Consider the following 20,260-nt stretch of genomic DNA (forward strand, 5'->3'; position numbering starts at 1 on the left):
GACCAACGTGAATTCCTAATATCGATGGGGCGTATTTTTTAATCATTTTCAAGCGATGGTAAAGCCTGCCGGGTTTTGAAGATATGGGTTAAAAGCCCAATTATCAATCCAGCAATTCCAAAAGTCAGCCAACCAAAACCTAAACTAAAGAATGGGAAATAGTGACTCGCAAAATTAATCATTGCTTGGGCAAAGCCAGTATTACGAATAATTTCTGGGGCTGAATTGATCATATCAAAAATGGCTGGAATTAAAGTGAAGGCCATGGTGATCCGATAAATCATTGGATCGTTCTTAAAGAAAGGTGAAAAGATGGCCAGAATAATCAAGGCAATTGCTAAAGGATACAAGAACATCAGCATTGGGGTTGACCAAGCAATAATCTGATCTAAACCAAGATTAGCAATTAAAAATGACAAGCCACAGTTAAAGCGTAAGAAGGCCTTATAAGAGATTCTAGGGAAGCGCTTATGGAAATCTTGGGAAAAGGCGATTACTAATCCCATGGCTGTCGTCATACAAGTTACGGTTGCCAAAGTTGCTAAAATGGCATCTCCCGCAGTTCCTAAGTAGTAATGTGCAATTTGCGCTAAGGTCGTCCCTCCGTTTTCAGCAAGGGTGAAATGATGAAGACTCGTCGCCCCTAAAAAGATCAAAGCCAGGTAAATTAAGGCAATTCCTAAAATCCCAATCGAACCACTTTTTGCCGTTGCTAAAGAAATATCACGTTGCCGGCTTAAACCATAATTTTTAATTGCCGTAATAACAGTAATCCCAAAGGCCAAGGCAGCCAAACAATCCATGGTATTGTACCCTTCCAAAAAACCGTTCGTGAAGGAACTCGTGAGATAAGCACTAGTGGCGGTGGTGGTGGTAGCAGAACCTAGTGGGCTGATGAAAGCTAATAAGAAAATAACAAATAACAAGAGTAAAAACAGCGGATTTAAAATCTTCCCAATAATCGTAGTAATATTCCCTTCGCGGGTGGAGAAAAAGTAAACAATCCCAAAGAAGATGGCAGAATAGATGAACAATCCTGGCCCCGCCAAAGATTTTGCTAAGTGCGGTGCAATCCCGATTGAAAATGGCACGGTGGCCGTCCGCGGAGTTGCGAATAACGGTCCTAAAGTGGCATGAACTAAAATTAAGAAAATTAAGGCGAACCACTTCCCGTTTGGTAAGGCCAGGTCATAGATCCCCTCCGAACGAGTAATACTGATTGCTAATAAAGCCATTAAGGGGAGCAACACCCCAGAAAAGATAAATCCAATTGCTGCACTCAACCAGTGACTCCCGGCTAATTGTCCTAAATGAATCGGAAAGATTAAATTTCCTGCGCCGAAAAACATGCCGAAAATTAATGATCCTAATAACAAATATTTCTTCCAATTTAATTGTGACGTTTTCATAATTCGACTCCTTTTTGAATCAACTTAGTGTTGTTAGAAAAAGGCTTAGCTAAGTCCTAAGTTAATCAACGAAAAAAGCGTCCCTCCCAGAAACCGATCTGGAAGGGACGCTACCGCGTGTTACCACCCTTGTTTGTAATGATATTACTAGCATTACCTTACCACGTGCTCATCACTGAATACGCTGGCGCGATTACGGGCGCACCCGTTCGACACTCCTGACGTTGCATCGACCACTCACAGGCTACTTTCGTCTTAGTAACTGATCCTCGCTCACACTATGCCGAGGTCGCTGTATCCGGTCACTAATTCTACTCTCCTGATCAACGTGTTTTCTTCGTTGATTAACTTGTGTATTAATATACTGGGTCTGTCATCATTCGTCAAGATAAAAATTAGAATTTTTTAATTATTTACGCTTTTTATTTTTCTTGAGTCGCTTTTTCTTATTCTTTTTCATTTGACGAGCCATCCGATTCATCGCCATCTTACCAAGTTTTCCCCCTGGCATCCCTGGCATATTTCCGAGGCCGCCCATCATGTTTTCCATCCCGTTCAAGTTCCCATTGGTCACTTGTTTCATCATCTTCCGCATTTGATCGAATTGCTTAATCATTCGATTGACTTCGACGATTGGTCGACCGGATCCGGCTGCTAACCGTCGCCGTCGACTAGGATTCATTAAATCAGGATTCTCACGCTCTTCCGGAGTCATAGATTGAATGATCGCCTTAATATGCAAAAATTGTTTAGGATCGATATTAATGTTTTTTAAGGCCGGATTGTTTGCCATCCCAGGCATCATCTTAATTAAATCTTCGAGCGGCCCCATCTTCGAAACTTGATCCATTTGATCCAAGAAATCATTATAATCAAAATTATTTTCTTGCATCTTCCGCATCGTTTCAGCGGCTTGTTCTTCGTCAAAGTTCTTTTGCGCTTTTTCAATCAGGGTCAGCATATCTCCCATCCCGAGAATTCGAGATGACATCCGATCGGGATAGAAAACATCTAAGTTTTCCATCTTTTCCCCTTCACCGACAAACTTAATTGGTTTCCCGGTTACGGCCCGAATGGACATTGCCGCCCCACCCCGGGTATCACCATCTAACTTGGTTAAAACAACCCCGGTAATATCTAGCTTTTCGTCAAAACCTTCTGCAGTATTAACGGCGTTTTGACCCGTCATGGCATCTACAACCAACAAGATTTCATCTGGATGAGCTAACGCTTTAATATTAGCTAATTCATCCATTAAGGCTTCGTCAATTTGTAAGCGACCCGCTGTATCAATAATGACATAATCATTGTGGTGTTCCTTAGCTACTTCCATCCCTTGGCGGACGATTTCTACGGGATCAACGTCAGTCCCCAGGTCAAAAACTGGCACATCAATAGAATCAGCCACTTGTTTTAATTGCGTAATGGCGGCTGGCCGGTAAATATCGGCCGCAATAAACATTGGCCGCGCTTTTTCTTCATTTTTGAGTCGTAAAGCCAGTTTCCCAGCCGTGGTAGTTTTCCCGGCCCCCTGTAACCCAACCATCATGATCACGGTCGGAATATGATCTGACTTATTAAGGGGAACGGCGGTTTCCCCCATCATCTTAGTTAATTCTTCATTAACAATTTTAACAATCTGTTGGGCTGGATTTAATCCCTTTAAAACTTCCGTCCCAACTGCTTGTTCTTGAACTGTTTTTACAAAATTCTTAACAACCGTAAAGTTAACATCCGCTTCCAATAGGGCCAAGCGGATTTCGCGCATCGTTTCACGCAAGTCGGCGTCCGTAACTTTCGGTTTCCGCCGTAGTTTTTCCATTGTCTTTTGAAGACGTTCCGTTAAACCTTCAAATGCCATTAATTTATTGCCCCTTTATTTATTTTCTAAAAATAAATTTTACCATAAAAGTCCTTAGCTGTCGTGATTTACTAAAGCATCGTGAGGGCGAAGCAAATCGGGATTGTAATTAAACTTAATAAGGTCGAGATACTCATTAAAACCACGGCGGGCTTAGTATCATCTTTAGCCTGTAATGTAAACAAAACGACCACGCCCGCTACTGGACAGGCGCTTAAAATGACCGTTGTATACAGAGCTACCCCAGTAACTCCGAGTAATCGTAAAATCAAAATAGTAATTATCGGGAAAATCAAATTACGTAAGAGCAAAGTTATCCACATTGATCTAGGTAATTTTAAATCACGCCAGTTTAAACCGACGAGATTACAGCCGATCACAATCATCGACATTGGTCCATAGGCCGAACTAATATCCCCCATAAAAGTTGAAATCATCGTTGGCATCTTCAAAGAAAAGACAAAGGCTAACAAACCTAAAATAATCGCGATAATATTAGGGTTTTTAAAAATTTGTTTCAGTTGCTCGTGAAAACTAGGTTGTTGCTGACGAAACATGCCAACACCCTGCGTCCACGAAAACAAATTAAAACCGGCCATCGAGGCTACGCCATAAAAGACTCCGTTATTTCCAAACAAGGCTAAGGCTAAGGGAATCCCCATAAACCCATTATTACAATAGACACTTCCATAACGGGCAATTCGACGCAAATTAGGATCTTGGACGCGCTGAAAAATTAGTTTAGCAACCACAATCATCACGATATATGAAAAGATGACTGCTACCAAAACTAAGCCAAGAATATGGAGTCGATTCAGAGAAAAATCTTTTTGAAAAGAATTAAAGATTACGATTGGACTAGCAAAGTAGAGTAACATATTGGTCATTTCACTAATTGTTGTCACCTTAAAAAAGCCTAGGGCACGAATTAAAGCACCTAGGAACATCAATAAGAATAAAACCATAATTTGATTGGCTAGTTGGCTAATCGACATAATCTTTCCTCCGACCTTTAAACTAAGTCTATTATACTAATTATTCTTTGAATATTTTAATCTTTTTTTAATTTAACTATTGATCTTATTTAAGAACCTTGCTTATACTATACCCAATCTAAATTTTGGGAGTGTTTACTATGGCTTTGATGTTTTCGCAAAGTGGTCCGCAACGTTATATTTCTGATGAAACAGCCTATCAAGTTTTACCAGATTATTTCCATGAACTAGGTCTCAAGACCGTCGTCTTTTTACATGGTGAAAAAGGCTATGCGGTTGCTAAATCCTTCTTACCAAAATGGCCAGCTGATGTTTCAGTCATTGACGTGCCCTTTAATGGCGAATGCTCTTATGAAGAAATCGATCGCGTTAAAAAAATTTGTGCTGATTCCAAAGCTGACGCCATTATGGCTTTAGGCGGCGGTAAATGTTTAGATACCGCTAAGAGCGTAGCAAATGGCACTAAGTTAGCTCAAATCATGTTACCAACTCTGGCTAGCAATTGTGCCGCCTGGTCTGCCCTGAGTGTTCATTACAGAGAAAATCATGAACATATTGACCATAAAATTTATTTAAGAACGAGTGAATTGCTCTTGGTTAATCCCAAGGTAATCTTCAATTCACCCCTTGACTATTTTGTGGCAGTAATTGGTGATACCCTAGCCAAATTTTATGAATCGGAACGGGTTTTTGAGCATCTGAAACCAGAAGAATTTACCGATGCCCTGATTATCTCGCAAAGGATGGCAAAACAGTGCCAAGAAATTTTACTAAAATACGGAGTACAAGCCGTTGAAGATATGAAAAAAGGCAACTATAACGAGAATTGGCGCCAAGTAGCCGAAACAATCATCGTTACCGCAGGAACCGTTGGAGGCTGGGGAGATGCTTATGCCCGGGCTACCGCTGCTCACCCCGTTTGTGACGCCCTAACCGCTTTTCCAAGAACTCATAATCACCTCCATGGAGCTAAAGTAGCTTATGGTATCTTTGTAATGCTGGCGCTCGAAAACCAAGAAGACGACTTAAAGGATCTGTTACCGTTTTATCGTCAAATCGGCTTGCCAACTAATTTAGCTGATCTTGACTTTGGCGATGCAACTGATGCTGAGTTGGATCAATTAGTAGCTGATATTACCGCACCAAATACGCAATTACACCTGTTACCAGCCACCGATATTTCACCCGCAGCGGTTCATCATGCCATCACCCGGGTGGAAGAATTAACCAAAGCTAATTAATTAAATCTACGATAAAAGAAGCTGGAAGAAACATAACTTTCTTCACAGCTTCTTTTTTCTAAAGTTCACTCTTTTTCTTTAAATAGCCTTTCTTAACTAAGGCTTCGGCAGATAATACACCACCGCCAGCAGCTCCACGTAAAGTGTTGTGCGAAAGGCCAACAAACTTCCAATCAAAAATCGAATCCTCACGTAGACGCCCAATGGAAACTCCCATCCCATGCTCAAAGTTTACATCCTTTTGCACTTGTGGACGATCATCATCTTCTAGATATTGAATAAATTGCTTAGGCGCACTTGGTAGTTCGGCTTCTTGTGGGAAACCTTGGTAATCACGTAGGGCCTGAACTAATTCTTCCTTAGTTGGATTTTGCTTAAAGTTAACAAAGACCGTTGCCGTGTGGCCATAAAGAATTGGTACCCGGATACATTGACTCGTGATCTTGATCCCTTCCTTATTCACAATTGACTTGGTAGCTGGATCCACATGCCCCCATACTTGAAGCGGCTCTTTTTCCGACTTGGCTTCTTCACCTGCAATGTAAGGAATAATATTCCCATTCATTTCTGGCCATTCCGCAAAGTTCTTCCCCGCCCCCGAAATTGCTTGATAGGTCGAAACAATTACTTCCGTTGGTTCAAACTTTAACCAAGCGGTCAAAGCGGGAGTATAACTTTGGATAGAACAATTTGGCTTAACTGCCACAAATCCATTCGTAGTCCCTAATCGTTCCTTTTGATACTTAATAACGTCATAGTGATCTGGATTGATTTCGGGAACTACCATTGGAACATCAGGTGTCCAACGGTGAGCACTATTATTTGAAACCACTGGTGTTTCCGCCTTGGCATATTGTTCTTCGATATCGCGAATGACATCTTTGGGCATATTGACCGCACAAAAAACAAAATCAACTTGCGGCGCAATCGTCTCAACATCACTCACTTCTTCTAAGACCATGTTAGCAATTCGATCGGGAATTGGCGTTTCCATTTTCCACCGACCATCAACTGCTTCAGCATAAGTTTTTCCTTTGTTTCGCCCACTCGCAGCCACTAAAACAACTTCAAACCATGGGTGATCAGCCAATAAGGAAATAAAACGTTGTCCGACCATCCCAGTTGCCCCTAGGATACCGACCTTATACTTTTCGCTCATCTCGAAACTCCTTTAAACAATTAAAATTTAATTAAGATATGTTTTTATTATAGCCTATTTTCCTAAATTACGCAGGAAAATGGTAATTTTTTGCTTCACAAATTTATTTTTGCCTTAATTCCCGAATAAAAAACGGAACAACCGGCTATGGTGTTCCGTTATTCAGCTTCGAGATTTTCTAGTCCCGCTACTAGCTGATTTAAATTTTGATCATCAGGATAATGCTCCTTAATGTATGTCTGGATCTGGTCAGCTTGTTGATTGCGCAATTGAAAATTGCTAAACAAGTGCAATTTTTGCTCGTAATCTTCTAGGATTCGTTCGGTGCGACGAATATTATCATAAACCGCCTGCCGCGAAACTTGGAATTCTTCAGCAATCTCACCAAGGGAATAATCGTCTGCATAGTAGAGTTGCAAGTAATCGTTTTGCTTACTTGTCAATAATGGCTGATAAAAAGCAAACAAGGCATTAACCCGCTCATTTTTTTCCAATTCCATTAGCCTTAACCTCCCCTTATTGGACGTTAACCAAGCCTTTGAACAATCCGTAGACAAAGTCACTTGCATCAAATTTTTCTAAATCCGTGACCTTTTCACCTAAGCCCACAAATTTAACTGGCAAGTGTAGTTCATTCCGGATAGCTAAGACGATCCCCCCACGGGCCGTCCCATCTAACTTAGTTAAAACAATCCCGGTCACATCCGTACTTTCTTTAAAAAGTTTGGCTTGGTTAAGGGCGTTTTGACCAGTCGTCGCGTCAAGAACCAAAAGCACTTCATGGGGAGCGCTTGGAATTTCCCGAGTTAAAATCCGTTTCATTTTGGCTAATTCGTTCATCAAATTAACTTTATTTTGTAGCCGTCCTGCGGTATCAACAAATAAAATGTCATAATGATCATCCTTAGCCTTTTTGACCGCATCAAACACAACGGCTGCTGGATCGCTATTTTCTGGCCCCGTCACAATATCGACACCATCACGTTGGGCCCATACTTCTAATTGCTCGGTGGCTCCCGCCCGGAAGGTATCAGCGGCAGCTAATAAGACCTTTTGTCCTGCTTGTTTATACCGAGCAGCTAACTTCCCGATCGTCGTCGTTTTTCCGGCACCGTTGACCCCGACAAACATGATAACCGTCGGGCCTTGTTCGGCTAAATGAATTGAATCATCTTCATTGGCGCCGGCTTCTTCGTATAGCTCCACCATTTTTTCGATAATGACATTGGAAACTTCTTGAGTTGATTTAGCATTTTGTAGTTTTACTTCTTCGCGTAGTTCGCCACTTAATCGGACGGCCATTTCATATCCTACATCTGACTCAATCATTAATTCTTCAAGATCATCAAAGAAGTCTTCATCGACTGACCGGAATCGGGCCAAAAAGCGGTTCAACCGTTCCCCAAATCCTGACCGCGACTTTTTTAGTCCTTGATCGTATTTTTCTTCGGTCGTCGCTGTGTCCGTTTCTTCCACTGTTTCGTTTGGCGTTTCAGAAGTAGCAGGTTCAGTTGACTCCGATTCGCTCGTTGATGCTTCCAGCGATTGTTCACTGACCTCACTAGCCGCTAATTCACTTTCACTAATTGACGCTAACGAAACTTGACTATTTTCTGATAAACTAGTCGATTGACTTTCACTTGCCAAAATTGTTTCCGATTCACTAGTGGTTAAGGAACCTTCGTTGACCCTAGAAGCTTCAGAAACACTTGCTTCGGTTTGACTATTACTTGTTTCAACTAACGATTCAGTTGTTGATTCGCTAACAACTGTTGATTCACTGGCTTCTGAACTGGGCTTAGCCTTCCGCCGGAAAATATCGAATAATCCCATCGTTTTTCTCCTATTCTGCTTGGTGTTGTCCTAAAGTTTCATCAATATCCACGGCAACCATCCGTGAAACCCCTGATTCTTGCATGGTGACCCCATATAAAATGTTGGCATTCATCATTGTCCCTTTACGGTGAGTAATGACAATAAATTGTGGACCATCATCGCCAAAATGACTTAAATAATTAGCAAACCGGTCTACATTGACCGCATCCAAGGCGGCTTCTGGCTCATCTAAAATAGCAAACGGGACTGGACGCACTTGGATAATCGCAAATAAAAGGGTAATGGCCGTCAAAGCCTGTTCCCCACCCGACAAAAGACTGAGGTTTTGATTACGCTTTCCAGGCGGTTGCGCAATAATATCAACCCCAGTTGTCAAAGGGGCATCCGGATCAGTTAATACTAGCTTCGCACTCCCACCGGCAAAAATCTGTTTAAAAGTAGCGGAAAAGGCTGTCGAAACTTCTTCAAAAGTTTTTATAAACCGCGTAGCCACTTCCCGATCCATTTCACTCATGGTGGCATCTAATTGCGCCCGTGATTCCAATAGATCCGCCTGTTGACCAGCTAAGAAATCATAGCGCGTCTTCACTTCTTCATATTCCGCAATCGATGCCGTATTAACTTCTCCTAATTCAGCAATTCCACGATTTAATAACTTGATCTGACGAGCTAATTCATCATCATCTAATTCACTTAAGTCGGTCTGAGCATCGGTTAAGGACATACTATAGCGTTCGCTTAATCGATTTAAACCTTGGTCAATTTGGGCTTCTAGTTTAGCTTGTTGACCACTTAAGGTTGATAATTCATTCATTGCCACCCGTTGTAAACCTTGCAGCCGATCTAATTGAGTCGTTTCGTTCTCAATTTGCTCAGCCATCGCATCAGTTTCCGTTGATAATTTTTCAACTAGAGCTTGTTGGTCTGTTAATTCCACTGTCGCTTTTTGTAATGCCGCTTGGCTATTTTCGACTTCATCGGCTTGTGCTTGAACTGATGATTCTAATTGATCCAACTGGTGTTGATAATCAGCTTGACTTTGTTCATAATCGGCCAATTGGACTTGATCAGCATTTTGCTGACTTTTCAATTGATTCAAGCGTTCCTGGCCAACTGCCGTCTTTTGCATCAACTCTTGGATCCGTTCTGCTTGGCTATTAGCATTTTGCTGCAGATCATTAATCTGATCCTTCATTTGTTGAATGGCTGTTTGATGATCTGCAATCTCTTGACTAAGTCGCGCATAGTCACGGTCTAATTGATCAAGCTGGCTTTGATAATTTTGACTTTGGCTATTTTGTTGGTTGACTGTGAATTCTAAACTTGTTAATTGACGTTTCAAGCTGGTCAACTCATTAGCACTCACTTGCGATTCGGTAACTAGAGTTTGATGCGCATTTTGCAATTGACCTTGCTCTTCTTGAAGCTTGGTTAGCACAGCTTGGTTTTGTTCACGGGCGGTTTGGATATTTTGGACCTGATGTTCCAATTCGCTAGCGTTGGCCTGCGTTTTTTTCAAGGCCGTTTCAAGTTGTGCTAACTGCTCCTTTTGTTGAAGTAAACCAGTCCGTTGCCGCCGGTTAGCTCCCCCCGTCATCGCCCCACTCGCATTGATTAATTGACCATCAAGGGTCACTACCCGCAGTTGGTGTTGCCCAGCTCGAGCAATCGTTGTTGCATGGTCTAAGTTGTCAGCCACGACCGTCGTCGATAATAGGTGGGCCACAACTCCCTTATATTGGTCTTGATATTGAATTAATTCACTGGCCTGGCCAATAAAACCTGGTAAAGTTTGGACTCGTTGTAAACTATTAGGCGTCCAACTAGGTCGTAAATTATCCATTGGTAGGATCGTCACCCGACCAGCTCGTTGTTGAACTAAGAAGTTAATAATTGCTTTCCCGGTAATTTGGGTATCAACCACTAATTGTTGTAATTGGCTACCCAGAACCGTTTCGATCGCCATGGTATATTGAGGCGCCACCTGAATTAATTCACTCACGGAACCAAAAAGTCCAGTGAAGCGTTGCCGATTTTTTAAAACATACTGAACCCCTTGGTAATAGCCAGTATAATCAGCCGCCATGGACCGGAATCCTTGAATTCGATTTTGAGCTGATTTTACTTCACCAAGAGCTTGATACCATTGCTGAGAAATTTGTTCATAGCGTTGCTGAATGGTTTGCGCTTGGGCCTGTTCCGCTTGTAATTTAGCACTAATTCGATCTAATTTTGCTTGGCTAGCCGCCACTTGTTGGTGTTGAGCTTGGGCTTTTTGATTAGCTTCTTCATATTGCTCTTGTAAATTTTTTAAATCTGTATCTGCTTGCGCCTGTTGATCACTATCACGTTGATGATTCCGTTTTAAGTATTGCTGTTGATTTTGTACGGAGGTTTGCTCTTGCATTAAATCAACTAATTGCGATCGTTTTGTTTCAACTTGCTCCTCTAATTGAGCCACTTGTTCCCTTGCACTCAAGGATTGAGCTGCTTTTAAGGCGGCTTGATCACTGGCTAACTGCTGACTTTGCTTGGTAATAGTCTCCCGATCTTGACCTAACTTCTTTTGTAAAACTGCAAGCTGTTCTTTTAATGACTGAATCGCCGTTTGAAGACGTCCAATCTCTTGTGCGCGTTGTTCTTGTCGGACTGAAGATAAGGATTGTTCCCCATTCAACTTGGCAATTAATTCCGTTAGTGAAAGAACCTGTTGTTGATGTTCATCCTTGGCCTTTAATTGGCGTTGATAAGTTTCACGTAGAACTAATAAATGTTCATTCGCACTTTTAGTTTCCGTTTCGTATTGATCTGATGTTGCTTTAGCATGGGCTAATTGATCTTGTACGGTCCCCAATTGCTGGCGTTTAGTCAAAATTGACCGCACTGTTTGGGTCCGGTCTAAAAGGTCTAAGCGCGTTTTTTGTTCCAAGTAATCCTGGGCTAACGCACTTTGTTCAGCTAAAGGCTCTAAGCGATCCATAATTTCAGTAATAATATCATTAACCCGATTTAGATTGTCATTGGTTTCGGCCAAACGTTTTTCAGCCACCTGCTTATTCTGTTTATATTTCGAAACCCCCGCCACATCTTCAATCACTGTCCGACGATCACTCGGTTTACCATTGAATATTTCGGCCACGCGGCCTTGGGAAATAATGGAAAAAGACTCACGGCCAATGCCTGAGTCCATAAATAATTCCACAATATCTTTTAAGCGTACCGCGTGGTCATTAATCAGATATTCACTATCCCCATTCCGGTATAAACGACGGGTCACGGTTAATTCCGTGAATTCACTTTGGAGATAATGATCACTATTATCAAAGGTGATCTTAACCTGGGCCCGATTCAAGGGTTTACGATCAGTCGAACCATTAAAAATTACATCCGCCATCTTGTCACCCCGTAAGGTTTTCGCGAATTGCTCCCCCATTACCCAACGAATGGCTTCAATAATATTACTTTTACCACTCCCATTAGGACCGATAATCCCATTCATGCCCGGCTGGAATTCAATTTTTGTTTTCTGCGCGAAGGATTTAAACCCTTCAATCTCTAAAGATAATAATCGCATCGCGTTATCCTACTGTTTATCTTGACGAAGCTTTTTCAAGGCGGCCTGAGCTGCTGCCATTTCTGCGTGTTTCTTCGATGAACCAGTTCCTTCGCCAATTACTTGTCCATCCATACTAACATTTACCGTAAATTCAGGCGCATTTTCGGTTCCACCTTCCGATAAAAGATGATATTCAATATCAACATCACCATCGCGTTGTAAAAATTCTTGCAGCGAAGTTTTACTATCAACAGCGTGGTCAAACCAGCCAAGATCCAACTTAGGAAAAATCACACGTGCAATAAACTTTTTAACGGCTTCACGACCTTGATCCAAATATAATGCCCCAATGAAGGATTCGAAAATGTCACACAAGAGGCTGTCGCGATTACGAGCGCCCGCCATTTCTTCACCCTTACCAAGCCGAATATATTGATCAAAATGACATTCCCGGGCAAATGCGGCGAAACTCTTTTCTTGAACCATGGCCGCCCGTAAACGGGTTAACTTTCCCTGCGGTAATTCAGGGTACCGTTGATAAATGTATTCTGATACATACAACTGTAAAACAGCATCGCCTAAAAACTCAATTCGTTCGTAAAATTTCAAATACTCCTTGGGGTGTTCATTTACATAAGAAGCTTGGGTAAAGGCCTCAGCTAATAGATCCAAATTCTTAAATTGGATGCCAAACTCACTAGACAAATATTCACTTAATTCGGTAATCATAGTAATCCTTTCTTGATTAACCCTGTGATATAGAATCCTATAAAGACACAATCCCATATCACAGGCCTAAGCCTATTTTCAAACAAGGCTGTGACGAAAAATTCATCATCACAGCCCAACAGCAGAGTTTAGTTTTGATGACTGACGATATAATCAACCACTTCCCCAATGGTGCTCAGTTGTTCAGCATCGTCATCATCAATGGTTGCGCCAAAAGTATCCTCAACTTCAAGAACAAATTCAACAAAATCAATAGAATCAGCATTTAAATCTGTACGTAAATTTAAATTATCGGTAATCTTCGCCCGATCAACTTCGAAGTGATCGGCTACGATTGCTGAAACTTTCTTAAATACTTCAGCTCTATCCATTCTAAATCAACCTCTTTAATTATTGTAACGACTTAATTCTATTAGGTTTTCACCTAATTGTCCAACTTTTCTCTGGTTTGATCGGCACTAAAGTAATCAACTGTTTGACCAATTAAATTGGCATCAATCATTTGTTTAATCTGGACAATGGTATTTTTAATGGCTTCTGCATCGGAAGAACCATGGGTTTTAACTACCGGTGCTTTTAGCCCTAAGAGAACGGCGCCCCCATAAGTTGACGTACTCATCTGATTTTTAATCCGTTTTAAGGCAGGTTTGAGTAACCACGCTCCCAATAAGGCCCGCCAACCACCTTGCTTAACCCCATCTTTAATGAGGTTCATAAACATTTTGGCAGTCCCCTCAGTCGCTTTGAGAGCTGCATTAGCTGTCCAACCATCCGAGACAATCACGTCAGCCTTCCCATATAAGAGATCGCCAGCTTCGACATTTCCTACAAAGTTTAAGTCAGCAGTTTGTTTAAGCATTTGATGAACTTCTTTGTGGAAACTATCCCCCTTATCCTCCTCAGCACCATTATTCAATAGGGCAACCCGGGGATTAGCTACTTTTAAAACGTTTTCGGCATAAAATTTACCCATGATCGCATACTGGAGCAGATTCTTTGTCTTAGATTCAGCATTAGCACCAGTGTCTAGATATACGAATCTCGTCTGATCACTACCGGGTTGGGTAATGGGCAAAATACTTGTCAAGCCAGGTCGATCAATTCCTTTAATTCGACCAACAATCAAAAGCCCCGCTGCTAAAATGGCCCCCGTATTACCTGCTGAGAAAAAGGCATCGGCCCGTCCTTCTTTAACAGCTGTTGCGGCTTGCGCAATTGAAGAATCTTTCTTCTTCCGGATTGCGCGAACGGGCTCTTCACCCATTTCGATAATTTCGCTGGTTGGCACAATTTTTAAACGAGTTGAATCCTGAATTAATGGGGTCACCTGTTGGGGATCACCATACAGATCAAATTCAAGCTCGGGATATAAATCCCGCGCTTGTTCAACTCCCGCTACTACTACTTGAGGGGCCTGGTCGCCACCCATCGCATCGACTGCAATTTTCATAAATCATTATCCTCATTCAATCAAAGTGTGTTGCTAATTGATGTCGTTTTAAATATAAGACTAAGGGTTGATTTTCAGCTTTCTCATCCCAGCTGGGTTCATTTAACAAATTTCCGACATCTGAACGGGCAATTTGTAACATTTTTAAATCAGCCACCGGGTCACCGACCTTAAATTCAGGGACTCCAGACTGCCGACTGCCTAGCACATCGCCAGATCCTCGCAATTCTAAATCACGCTGGGCAACCACGAAACCATCCGTTGTTGCCACCATCGTTTCCATTCGCGCCGTTCCTTCATCAGTCTTAGGATCAGCAACTAAGAGACAATAGCTCTGACGGCTTCCCCGACCCACTCGTCCCCGTAACTGATGAAGTTGCGCTAGGCCAAAGCGATCCGCATTATAAATCATCATCACAGTTGCATTAGGATTATCAACCCCAACCTCAATAACGGTCGTGGATACTAAGACCTGTAATTTACCATCTTGAAAGTCTTGCATAACCGCAGACTTTTCTTCATTCGTCATCCGGCCGTGTAAGAGGCCAACTTGGTAGTGAGGAGCAAACCGCTGTTGATATTGCTCCGCTAACGCCGTCGCATTTTGAACGTCAAGACTTTCTGACTCCTCAATTAAAGGACTAACGATGTAGGCTTGAGCTCCCTGTTCCAGTTGACCTTTTAAGAAGTCAATAGCTTGATCTAGCTGTTTTTCTCTCAACCAGGTCGTTTTGATTGGTTGTCGACCTGCCGGTAATTCATCGATAATTGATACATCCATCTCCCCATAGGCGGTAATAGCTAAGGTTCGCGGAATGGGAGTAGCAGTCATCGCTAATATATCAGGATGATCGCCCTTTTCGCGTAGCGCTTGCCGCTGCTTAACTCCAAACCGATGTTGCTCATCAATGATTGCCAAACCGAGATTAGCATAGTCAACCTTCTCTTGAATTAACGCATGCGTGCCGATAATTAGATTTACTGAGCCATTTTCAATTTGATTTAATAATTCCTGATGTTGCTTTGCCTTCATTGACCCAGTCAGCAAGGCCACATTAACATGCGTTCCACTAAAGGTCCTCGCTAATTTTTCGGCGTGTTGTTCAGCTAAAATTTCAGTTGGCGCCATCATAGCCACTTGATAACCGGTCGAAATCGCAGCATAAATTGCAATTGCCGCCACAATCGTTTTTCCGGAACCAACATCCCCTTGCAAGAGCCGGTTCATCTGATATGGGCTCCGTAAATCCCGACAAATTTCGTTTACCACCCGTTTTTGGGCACTCGTCAGTTCAAAGGGAATCGTCCGGATAAATTCACGAAGCTCTTCATTATCATAAAGAATCTGAATGCCATTCTCTTGGCGATGGGCTCTTCGCAGAGCTTGTAACCGTAATTGGAATAAGAAGAATTCTTCATAGGCTGCTGTTCGTTGCGCTAATTTTGCCATTTCACGATTGTCAGGAAAATGAAGTTGTTTAATCATTTCCCGTCGTTCCATCAATTGATAGCGTTGACGCAAGGAAATTGGTAATAAGGTCGCAATTACCCGTTGATATTGATCATAAGCCTGCCGGATTAATTTGCGAATCGTGGCTTGCTTGATATGTTTATTAGCCGGATAGATGGCGCCCATCCCTTTTTCTTCATTAAGATTACTAGTTAGGAGTTTAGTCCCCTTGATTTCATTACGGGATAGATCCCAGGTTCCCATCACAGTCACATCAGTATTCATTTGAACGGATTTGGCTAAATAGGGTTGATTAAAAAAGGTCACTTGCGCCACAGCATGACCAACCATTATCCGAAAACTCAGACGAGAACGGCGATAGCCAAAGCGTGACATCATCGGCTCAGATATCACAGTCCCCTTTACAGTTATTCGTTGTTTATCTTTGGCATCTTCCAAATTAATCGGCGTAAATTCATCATAACGCGCTGGAAAATAGGTTAACAGGTCTTCAACGGTCAGGATATCTAAGATTGCTAAATTTTCGCCCATCTTGGGACCGACTCCTTTTAGCTTTCCAACACTGTCTTGTAAACTTAACATGTTAACCTCCTTTCCAAAGATATATTGATTCTTTAGTGACAAGAAACCTTCAAGGCTTACAAAAAGCTTTGAAGGTCAACAGCAGACTATTCAACTGAAATTAAGTAAGGGTAAACTGGTTGATTCCCTTCATAAATTTGCACTTCGACTTCATCATCGATTTCTTCAATTGCTGCTTCAATCTGTTCGGCCACTTCAGATGAACCATCTTGTCCATATAGAATGGTCACGATTTCACTTTCGTCATCTAGCATTTCCTTAACCATGGCAATTGCTGCTTCAGCTACTGTAGGCTTAGTTACCACGATCTTACCATCAACAATTCCCATGTAATCGTCTTTTTTGATTGTTTGACCATCAATGGTGGTATCACGAACGGCATTAGTAACTTCCCCACTCTTGACTAATGATAAGTTGCCTTCCATGGCATCATGATTAGTATCTAAATCAGCATCTGGGTTATATTCCAATAGGGCACTCATTCCTTGAGCAATCGTCTTGGCATGAACTACAACGGTTGGAATGTCAGCAACTTCGGCCGCTTGCTCAGCTGCCATAAAGATATTACCGTTGTTGGGTAAGACAATCGCCTGCTTAGCCCCGCTTTGATTAATTGCATCTGTCAAATCTTGGATACTTGGATTCATGGTTTGACCACCAGCAATAATCTTGGTAACCCCCAGACTTTGGAAAAGTTTTGAAATTCCATCTCCAGAAGAAACTGCAATCACCGCCGTATCAGCGACTGATTCTTCAGCTGGTTTATCACTCATTGTTGTTGCAACTTGATTATCATTTTGCATGATCTCTTCTTGTTGCCAACGCATATTATCGATTTTAATGGTTTGTAAGTCCCCAAATTGCAGACCCCAACCTAAAACTTGGTCCGGGTGCTCAGTATGCACATGAACTTTAACCACTTCATCATCGTTAATCACCAAGAGACTATCGCCCATTCCAGCCAGATAATTGTAAAACTCTTCATAATCGAATTGTTTAGTGACACTATTACCGTGACCAATTCGGACCATCATTTGGGTACAATAACCAAATTCAATATCTTCTGGATTGAGCTTCCCTTGAGCCGATTGATGATGTTGAACATTAATCATTTCTTCAATTTGAGCATTGTCAGGTTTAATTTCATCAATCACCTCACCCGTCAAAGCTTCATAAAAGGCATGTAGTACAAAATCCAAGCCTTGACCACCAGAATCAACCACTCCAACTTCTTTTAAGACCGGTAACAGATCAGGAGTTTTAGCTAAAGCAGCATCCGCAGCATCAACAATTTTCTTCATGATAATCGCTAAATCGGCATCCCCAGCCTTAATAGCATCTAGACCCGCTTGCGCCGATTCCCGAACCACGGTTAAAATTGTCCCTTCCGTCGGTTTCATCACGGCCTTATATGCCGTTTGGGCCCCATTCGCATAGGCATTCACGAAATCAGTCGGACTTAAAGTCGCTTTGCCTTCGCACCCCTTGGAAAAACCGCGGAAAATTTGCGATAAGATCACTCCCGAATTTCCCCGAGCTCCCATCAATAAACCTTTAGCTAAAGCAGTAGCCAAGTCTCCAACCTGGTCACTAGTCGATTCCCGTTCATACTTAGCTCCACTGGCCATTGACATACTCATATTAGTTCCTGTATCTCCATCAGGCACGGGGAACACGTTTAATGAATTGATAAATTCGGCTTGATTATTTAACTTCGCCGCAGCGGCTTGCACCATCTGACCAAACTCTAAGTTGGTAATTTCTGTTACTGACAAATTTCTTTCCTCCCGCTTGCCACTACTCACCAGCTACGCGAACCCCTTGAACAAAGACGTTCACTTCATCAGCGGTAATTCCAAGCATTGATTTTAAATTATACTTTACTTGTGATTGAACACTTTTGGAAACTTCAGAAATTTTGGTTCCATAGCTCACAATAATGTTAACCTCCACATCGATTTGATCATCATTTTGGCGAACTTCGACCCCTTGATGATAACTATCTAAACCTAAAATTTGGTTAAAACCGTCTCGAACTGGTTTCCGACTAGCCATGCCGACAACTCCATAAATATCGGTTGCGGCACCACCCACAATAGTGGCAATGACGTCATTGGAAATATCAATCATTCCCGATTGATTCTTGATCTTCACAGTCATTTAAACGGCCTCCTTCAATTTAAAATACCATACGTAATTGTACCATATCGGAATTTTTTTAACATGAATTAGTTCACCTTGGTTTCCCAACCAACTTTTAAGAGCACAAAAAAAGATGGCCTTCACAAGACCATCTTTTTAGTGAACACGAGTAACTTTCCCTGACTTCAGAGTACGTGCTGAAACGTAAACCTTCTTAGGCTTACCATCAACTAGGATGGTTGCCTTTTGAAAGTTTGGCTTCCAACTACGACGACTTGAGTTAAGGGCGTGTGAACGCTTGTTACCGAATTGTGTGTGCTTACCAGTAATGTAATCCTTTGCCATTGTAGACCCTCCTCTCCTCATCAAGTTTATTTCAGAGCGCAAATGCGCTTTAACTCACCTAAATAATTTACCATAGCTAACAACTGAATGCAACCGTTTCTTTCAAGTATTTTTGCTTGACACTTTAGTCATGGGACTGAATAACCATTATCACTCCGGTCTCAAATGAAAAGTGGGCTTGGTTACCAACAAATTCATTGGAAGACCATGAAATTGGAAATGTTGCATTATAATCATACAGTTGATATTTTTCATCCGGTAAGGTTAATCCGGTTACAGGAGTCAAATTAACAAAAGCTAAGTATCTCATTTCGGGTAGCCGATTAATTTGATAAGTACCTGGCTCATACCAAGTAATATGATTTCCCCGATCGATTATCGCCAATTTAGCTAAGGCCGGACGATACTGAGGCATTAAGACCGTATAGAGATTAGCGAGGTATTGATCCAATCGACCACCCGTCGCCCCATATAAGCGAATTTGATCTGCTCCAAGCTCCAATGCAATTCGGATAGCTAATTGGGTATCCGTATCTTCAGTCTTGATTTCTGGAGGATAAAAGCGAACATCTGAAACTAGTTCTTTCACCCGCTTAAATTGTTGATCATCAGATGAATCAAAATCTCCCACCGCAATATCTGGAATAATTTGATGGTCAATTAGTCGAGTGGCGCCAAGATCAACCCCAATCCAGAGACCATCTAATCGAGCAAAGTCAGTATAAGGAATTAAATGTTCAGGTCCGCCGACTAAGACATTTACTACTCGTCCCATAAATCCTCCCGAATAAAAATGGCGGGTTACCCCACCATTTTTAGTGAATTAAAACTACTTAGTTGCATCCTTAATTGCGTTAATCTTAGCAACGGGATCATCAGCACCATAAACGTATGAGCCCGCAACTGCTACGGTTGCCCCCGCTTCATAGCATGGAACGACTGTTTCATTGTTAACTCCACCATCAATTTCAATATCAAAATTGTAGCCATTTTCTTGCTTCAAAGCGTTCAATTCCGCGATCTTTGCCACTGTTTCTGGCAAGAACTTTTGCCCACCAAAGCCAGGGTTAACCGTCATTACTAAGACTTGGTCCACCATATGCAGAACTGGCTTAATCATTTCTACCGGAGTTCCGGGATTAATCACAACTTCCGCCTTAACGCCACCGTTTTTAATGATTTGTAATGCCCGGTGAATATGTTGGGTTGCTTCAACTTGAACCCCAATGATATCAGCCCCAGCTTCCACAAAATCAGGAATAATATGTTCAGGATTTTGAACCATTAAGTGAACATCCAAGACCATTTTAGAAATTGGTCGAATGGCCTTAACAAAACCTGGCCCATAAGAAATACTTGGAACAAAACTACCATCCATCACATCAATGTGTAGATACTCTGCTCCACCTTGTTCAACTAGTTCAATATCCTTTTGTAAGTTAACATAATCTGCTGACAAAATCGAAGGTGCAACCTTAATCATA

At 41.9% G+C, this 20,260-nt stretch carries 17 protein-coding genes; 1 reads left to right on the plus strand and 16 read right to left on the minus strand.

Annotation, left to right across the window (positions count from 1 at the left end):
• Nucleotides 1–38: 38 nt before the first annotated feature.
• The 3 genes from brnQ to PS3_RS05665 all read right to left on the minus strand — a co-directional run bounded on the left by brnQ (nt 39) and on the right by PS3_RS05665 (nt 4,265).
• Complete coding sequence (brnQ, locus tag PS3_RS05655) at nt 39–1,409, minus strand: branched-chain amino acid transport system II carrier protein (RefSeq protein WP_007122316.1); 1,371 nt, start codon at nt 1,407–1,409, stop codon at nt 39–41.
• A gap of 409 nt (nt 1,410–1,818) precedes the next feature.
• Nucleotides 1,819–3,270 carry a signal recognition particle protein gene (ffh, locus tag PS3_RS05660; protein WP_007122317.1) on the minus strand — a complete coding sequence of 484 codons (1,452 nt, stop codon included), beginning with the start codon at nt 3,268–3,270 and terminating at the stop codon, nt 1,819–1,821.
• Nucleotides 3,271–3,341: 71 nt separating this feature from the next.
• Nucleotides 3,342–4,265 carry an AEC family transporter gene (locus PS3_RS05665; RefSeq protein WP_007122318.1) on the minus strand — a complete coding sequence of 308 codons (924 nt, stop codon included), beginning with the start codon at nt 4,263–4,265 and terminating at the stop codon, nt 3,342–3,344.
• Between the two features lie 140 nt (nt 4,266–4,405).
• Between PS3_RS05665 and PS3_RS05670 the strand changes: the two genes are divergently transcribed.
• Complete coding sequence (locus PS3_RS05670; protein WP_235719992.1) at nt 4,406–5,506, plus strand: iron-containing alcohol dehydrogenase family protein; 1,101 nt, start codon at nt 4,406–4,408, stop codon at nt 5,504–5,506.
• A 58-nt stretch (nt 5,507–5,564) separates the two neighbouring features.
• On the opposite strand, the gene asd is transcribed toward PS3_RS05670, so the two are convergent.
• From asd to rpe, 13 genes are all read right to left on the minus strand, one after another.
• Nucleotides 5,565–6,665, minus strand: a complete 1,101-nt coding sequence (asd, locus tag PS3_RS05675) for an aspartate-semialdehyde dehydrogenase (RefSeq protein WP_040468319.1) — start codon at nt 6,663–6,665, stop codon at nt 5,565–5,567.
• Between the two features lie 158 nt (nt 6,666–6,823).
• Nucleotides 6,824–7,165 (minus strand): putative DNA-binding protein, encoded by a 342-nt coding sequence (locus PS3_RS05680; RefSeq protein ID WP_007122320.1) that lies wholly within the window; start codon nt 7,163–7,165, stop codon nt 6,824–6,826.
• 16 nt (nt 7,166–7,181) lie between these two features.
• A complete protein-coding gene (ftsY, locus tag PS3_RS05685) occupies nt 7,182–8,498 on the minus strand; it encodes a signal recognition particle-docking protein FtsY (RefSeq protein WP_007122321.1) in 1,317 nt (438 codons plus the stop codon).
• A gap of 10 nt (nt 8,499–8,508) precedes the next feature.
• Nucleotides 8,509–12,075: a chromosome segregation protein SMC gene (gene smc / locus PS3_RS05690; RefSeq protein ID WP_007122322.1), complete on the minus strand. Its 3,567-nt coding sequence runs from the start codon at nt 12,073–12,075 to the stop codon at nt 8,509–8,511.
• 9 nt (nt 12,076–12,084) lie between these two features.
• On the minus strand, nt 12,085–12,786 hold the full coding sequence (gene rnc, locus PS3_RS05695) for a ribonuclease III (RefSeq protein WP_007122323.1): 702 nt from the start codon (nt 12,784–12,786) through the stop codon (nt 12,085–12,087).
• A 128-nt stretch (nt 12,787–12,914) separates the two neighbouring features.
• The gene (acpP, locus tag PS3_RS05700) at nt 12,915–13,157 is read right to left on the minus strand and encodes an acyl carrier protein (RefSeq protein WP_007122324.1); all 243 of its coding nucleotides are present in this window, start codon (nt 13,155–13,157) and stop codon (nt 12,915–12,917) included.
• A 53-nt stretch (nt 13,158–13,210) separates the two neighbouring features.
• Nucleotides 13,211–14,236: a phosphate acyltransferase PlsX gene (gene plsX / locus PS3_RS05705; protein WP_007122325.1), complete on the minus strand. Its 1,026-nt coding sequence runs from the start codon at nt 14,234–14,236 to the stop codon at nt 13,211–13,213.
• Nucleotides 14,237–14,252: 16 nt separating this feature from the next.
• Nucleotides 14,253–16,289, minus strand: coding sequence for an ATP-dependent DNA helicase RecG (gene recG / locus PS3_RS05710; RefSeq protein ID WP_007122326.1), 2,037 nt, complete (start codon nt 16,287–16,289; stop codon nt 14,253–14,255).
• 86 nt (nt 16,290–16,375) lie between these two features.
• Nucleotides 16,376–18,064: a DAK2 domain-containing protein gene (locus PS3_RS05715; RefSeq protein ID WP_007122327.1), complete on the minus strand. Its 1,689-nt coding sequence runs from the start codon at nt 18,062–18,064 to the stop codon at nt 16,376–16,378.
• A gap of 22 nt (nt 18,065–18,086) precedes the next feature.
• On the minus strand, nt 18,087–18,449 hold the full coding sequence (locus tag PS3_RS05720; protein WP_007122328.1) for an Asp23/Gls24 family envelope stress response protein: 363 nt from the start codon (nt 18,447–18,449) through the stop codon (nt 18,087–18,089).
• Nucleotides 18,450–18,587: 138 nt separating this feature from the next.
• Nucleotides 18,588–18,776: a 50S ribosomal protein L28 gene (gene rpmB, locus PS3_RS05725; RefSeq protein ID WP_040468321.1), complete on the minus strand. Its 189-nt coding sequence runs from the start codon at nt 18,774–18,776 to the stop codon at nt 18,588–18,590.
• A gap of 124 nt (nt 18,777–18,900) precedes the next feature.
• Entirely contained in the window at nt 18,901–19,551 is a 651-nt protein-coding gene (locus PS3_RS05730; protein WP_007122329.1) for a thiamine diphosphokinase, read from the minus strand.
• A 54-nt stretch (nt 19,552–19,605) separates the two neighbouring features.
• Complete coding sequence (gene rpe, locus PS3_RS05735; protein WP_007122330.1) at nt 19,606–20,259, minus strand: ribulose-phosphate 3-epimerase; 654 nt, start codon at nt 20,257–20,259, stop codon at nt 19,606–19,608.
• Nucleotide 20,260: the final 1 nt, after the last annotated feature.

The sequence above is a fragment of the Limosilactobacillus gastricus PS3 genome (assembly GCF_000247775.1).
Lineage (GTDB): Bacteria > Bacillota > Bacilli > Lactobacillales > Lactobacillaceae > Limosilactobacillus > Limosilactobacillus gastricus_A.

Excerpts from the sequence above, each read along its gene's own strand:
- brnQ (WP_007122316.1), bottom strand. The coding sequence starts at position 1,409 with ATGAAAACGTCACAATTAAATTGGAAGAAATATTTGTTATTAGGATCA.
- ffh (WP_007122317.1), bottom strand. The coding sequence starts at position 3,270 with ATGGCATTTGAAGGTTTAACGGAACGTCTTCAAAAGACAATGGAAAAA.
- PS3_RS05665 (WP_007122318.1), bottom strand. The coding sequence starts at position 4,265 with ATGTCGATTAGCCAACTAGCCAATCAAATTATGGTTTTATTCTTATTG.
- PS3_RS05670 (WP_235719992.1), top strand. The coding sequence starts at position 4,406 with ATGGCTTTGATGTTTTCGCAAAGTGGTCCGCAACGTTATATTTCTGAT.
- asd (WP_040468319.1), bottom strand. The coding sequence starts at position 6,665 with ATGAGCGAAAAGTATAAGGTCGGTATCCTAGGGGCAACTGGGATGGTC.
- PS3_RS05680 (WP_007122320.1), bottom strand. The coding sequence starts at position 7,165 with ATGGAATTGGAAAAAAATGAGCGGGTTAATGCCTTGTTTGCTTTTTAT.
- ftsY (WP_007122321.1), bottom strand. The coding sequence starts at position 8,498 with ATGGGATTATTCGATATTTTCCGGCGGAAGGCTAAGCCCAGTTCAGAA.
- smc (WP_007122322.1), bottom strand. The coding sequence starts at position 12,075 with ATGCGATTATTATCTTTAGAGATTGAAGGGTTTAAATCCTTCGCGCAG.
- rnc (WP_007122323.1), bottom strand. The coding sequence starts at position 12,786 with ATGATTACCGAATTAAGTGAATATTTGTCTAGTGAGTTTGGCATCCAA.
- acpP (WP_007122324.1), bottom strand. The coding sequence starts at position 13,157 with ATGGATAGAGCTGAAGTATTTAAGAAAGTTTCAGCAATCGTAGCCGAT.
- plsX (WP_007122325.1), bottom strand. The coding sequence starts at position 14,236 with ATGAAAATTGCAGTCGATGCGATGGGTGGCGACCAGGCCCCTCAAGTA.
- recG (WP_007122326.1), bottom strand. The coding sequence starts at position 16,289 with ATGTTAAGTTTACAAGACAGTGTTGGAAAGCTAAAAGGAGTCGGTCCC.
- PS3_RS05720 (WP_007122328.1), bottom strand. The coding sequence starts at position 18,449 with ATGACTGTGAAGATCAAGAATCAATCGGGAATGATTGATATTTCCAAT.
- rpmB (WP_040468321.1), bottom strand. The coding sequence starts at position 18,776 with ATGGCAAAGGATTACATTACTGGTAAGCACACACAATTCGGTAACAAG.
- PS3_RS05730 (WP_007122329.1), bottom strand. The coding sequence starts at position 19,551 with ATGGGACGAGTAGTAAATGTCTTAGTCGGCGGACCTGAACATTTAATT.
- rpe (WP_007122330.1), bottom strand. The coding sequence starts at position 20,259 with ATGATTAAGGTTGCACCTTCGATTTTGTCAGCAGATTATGTTAACTTA.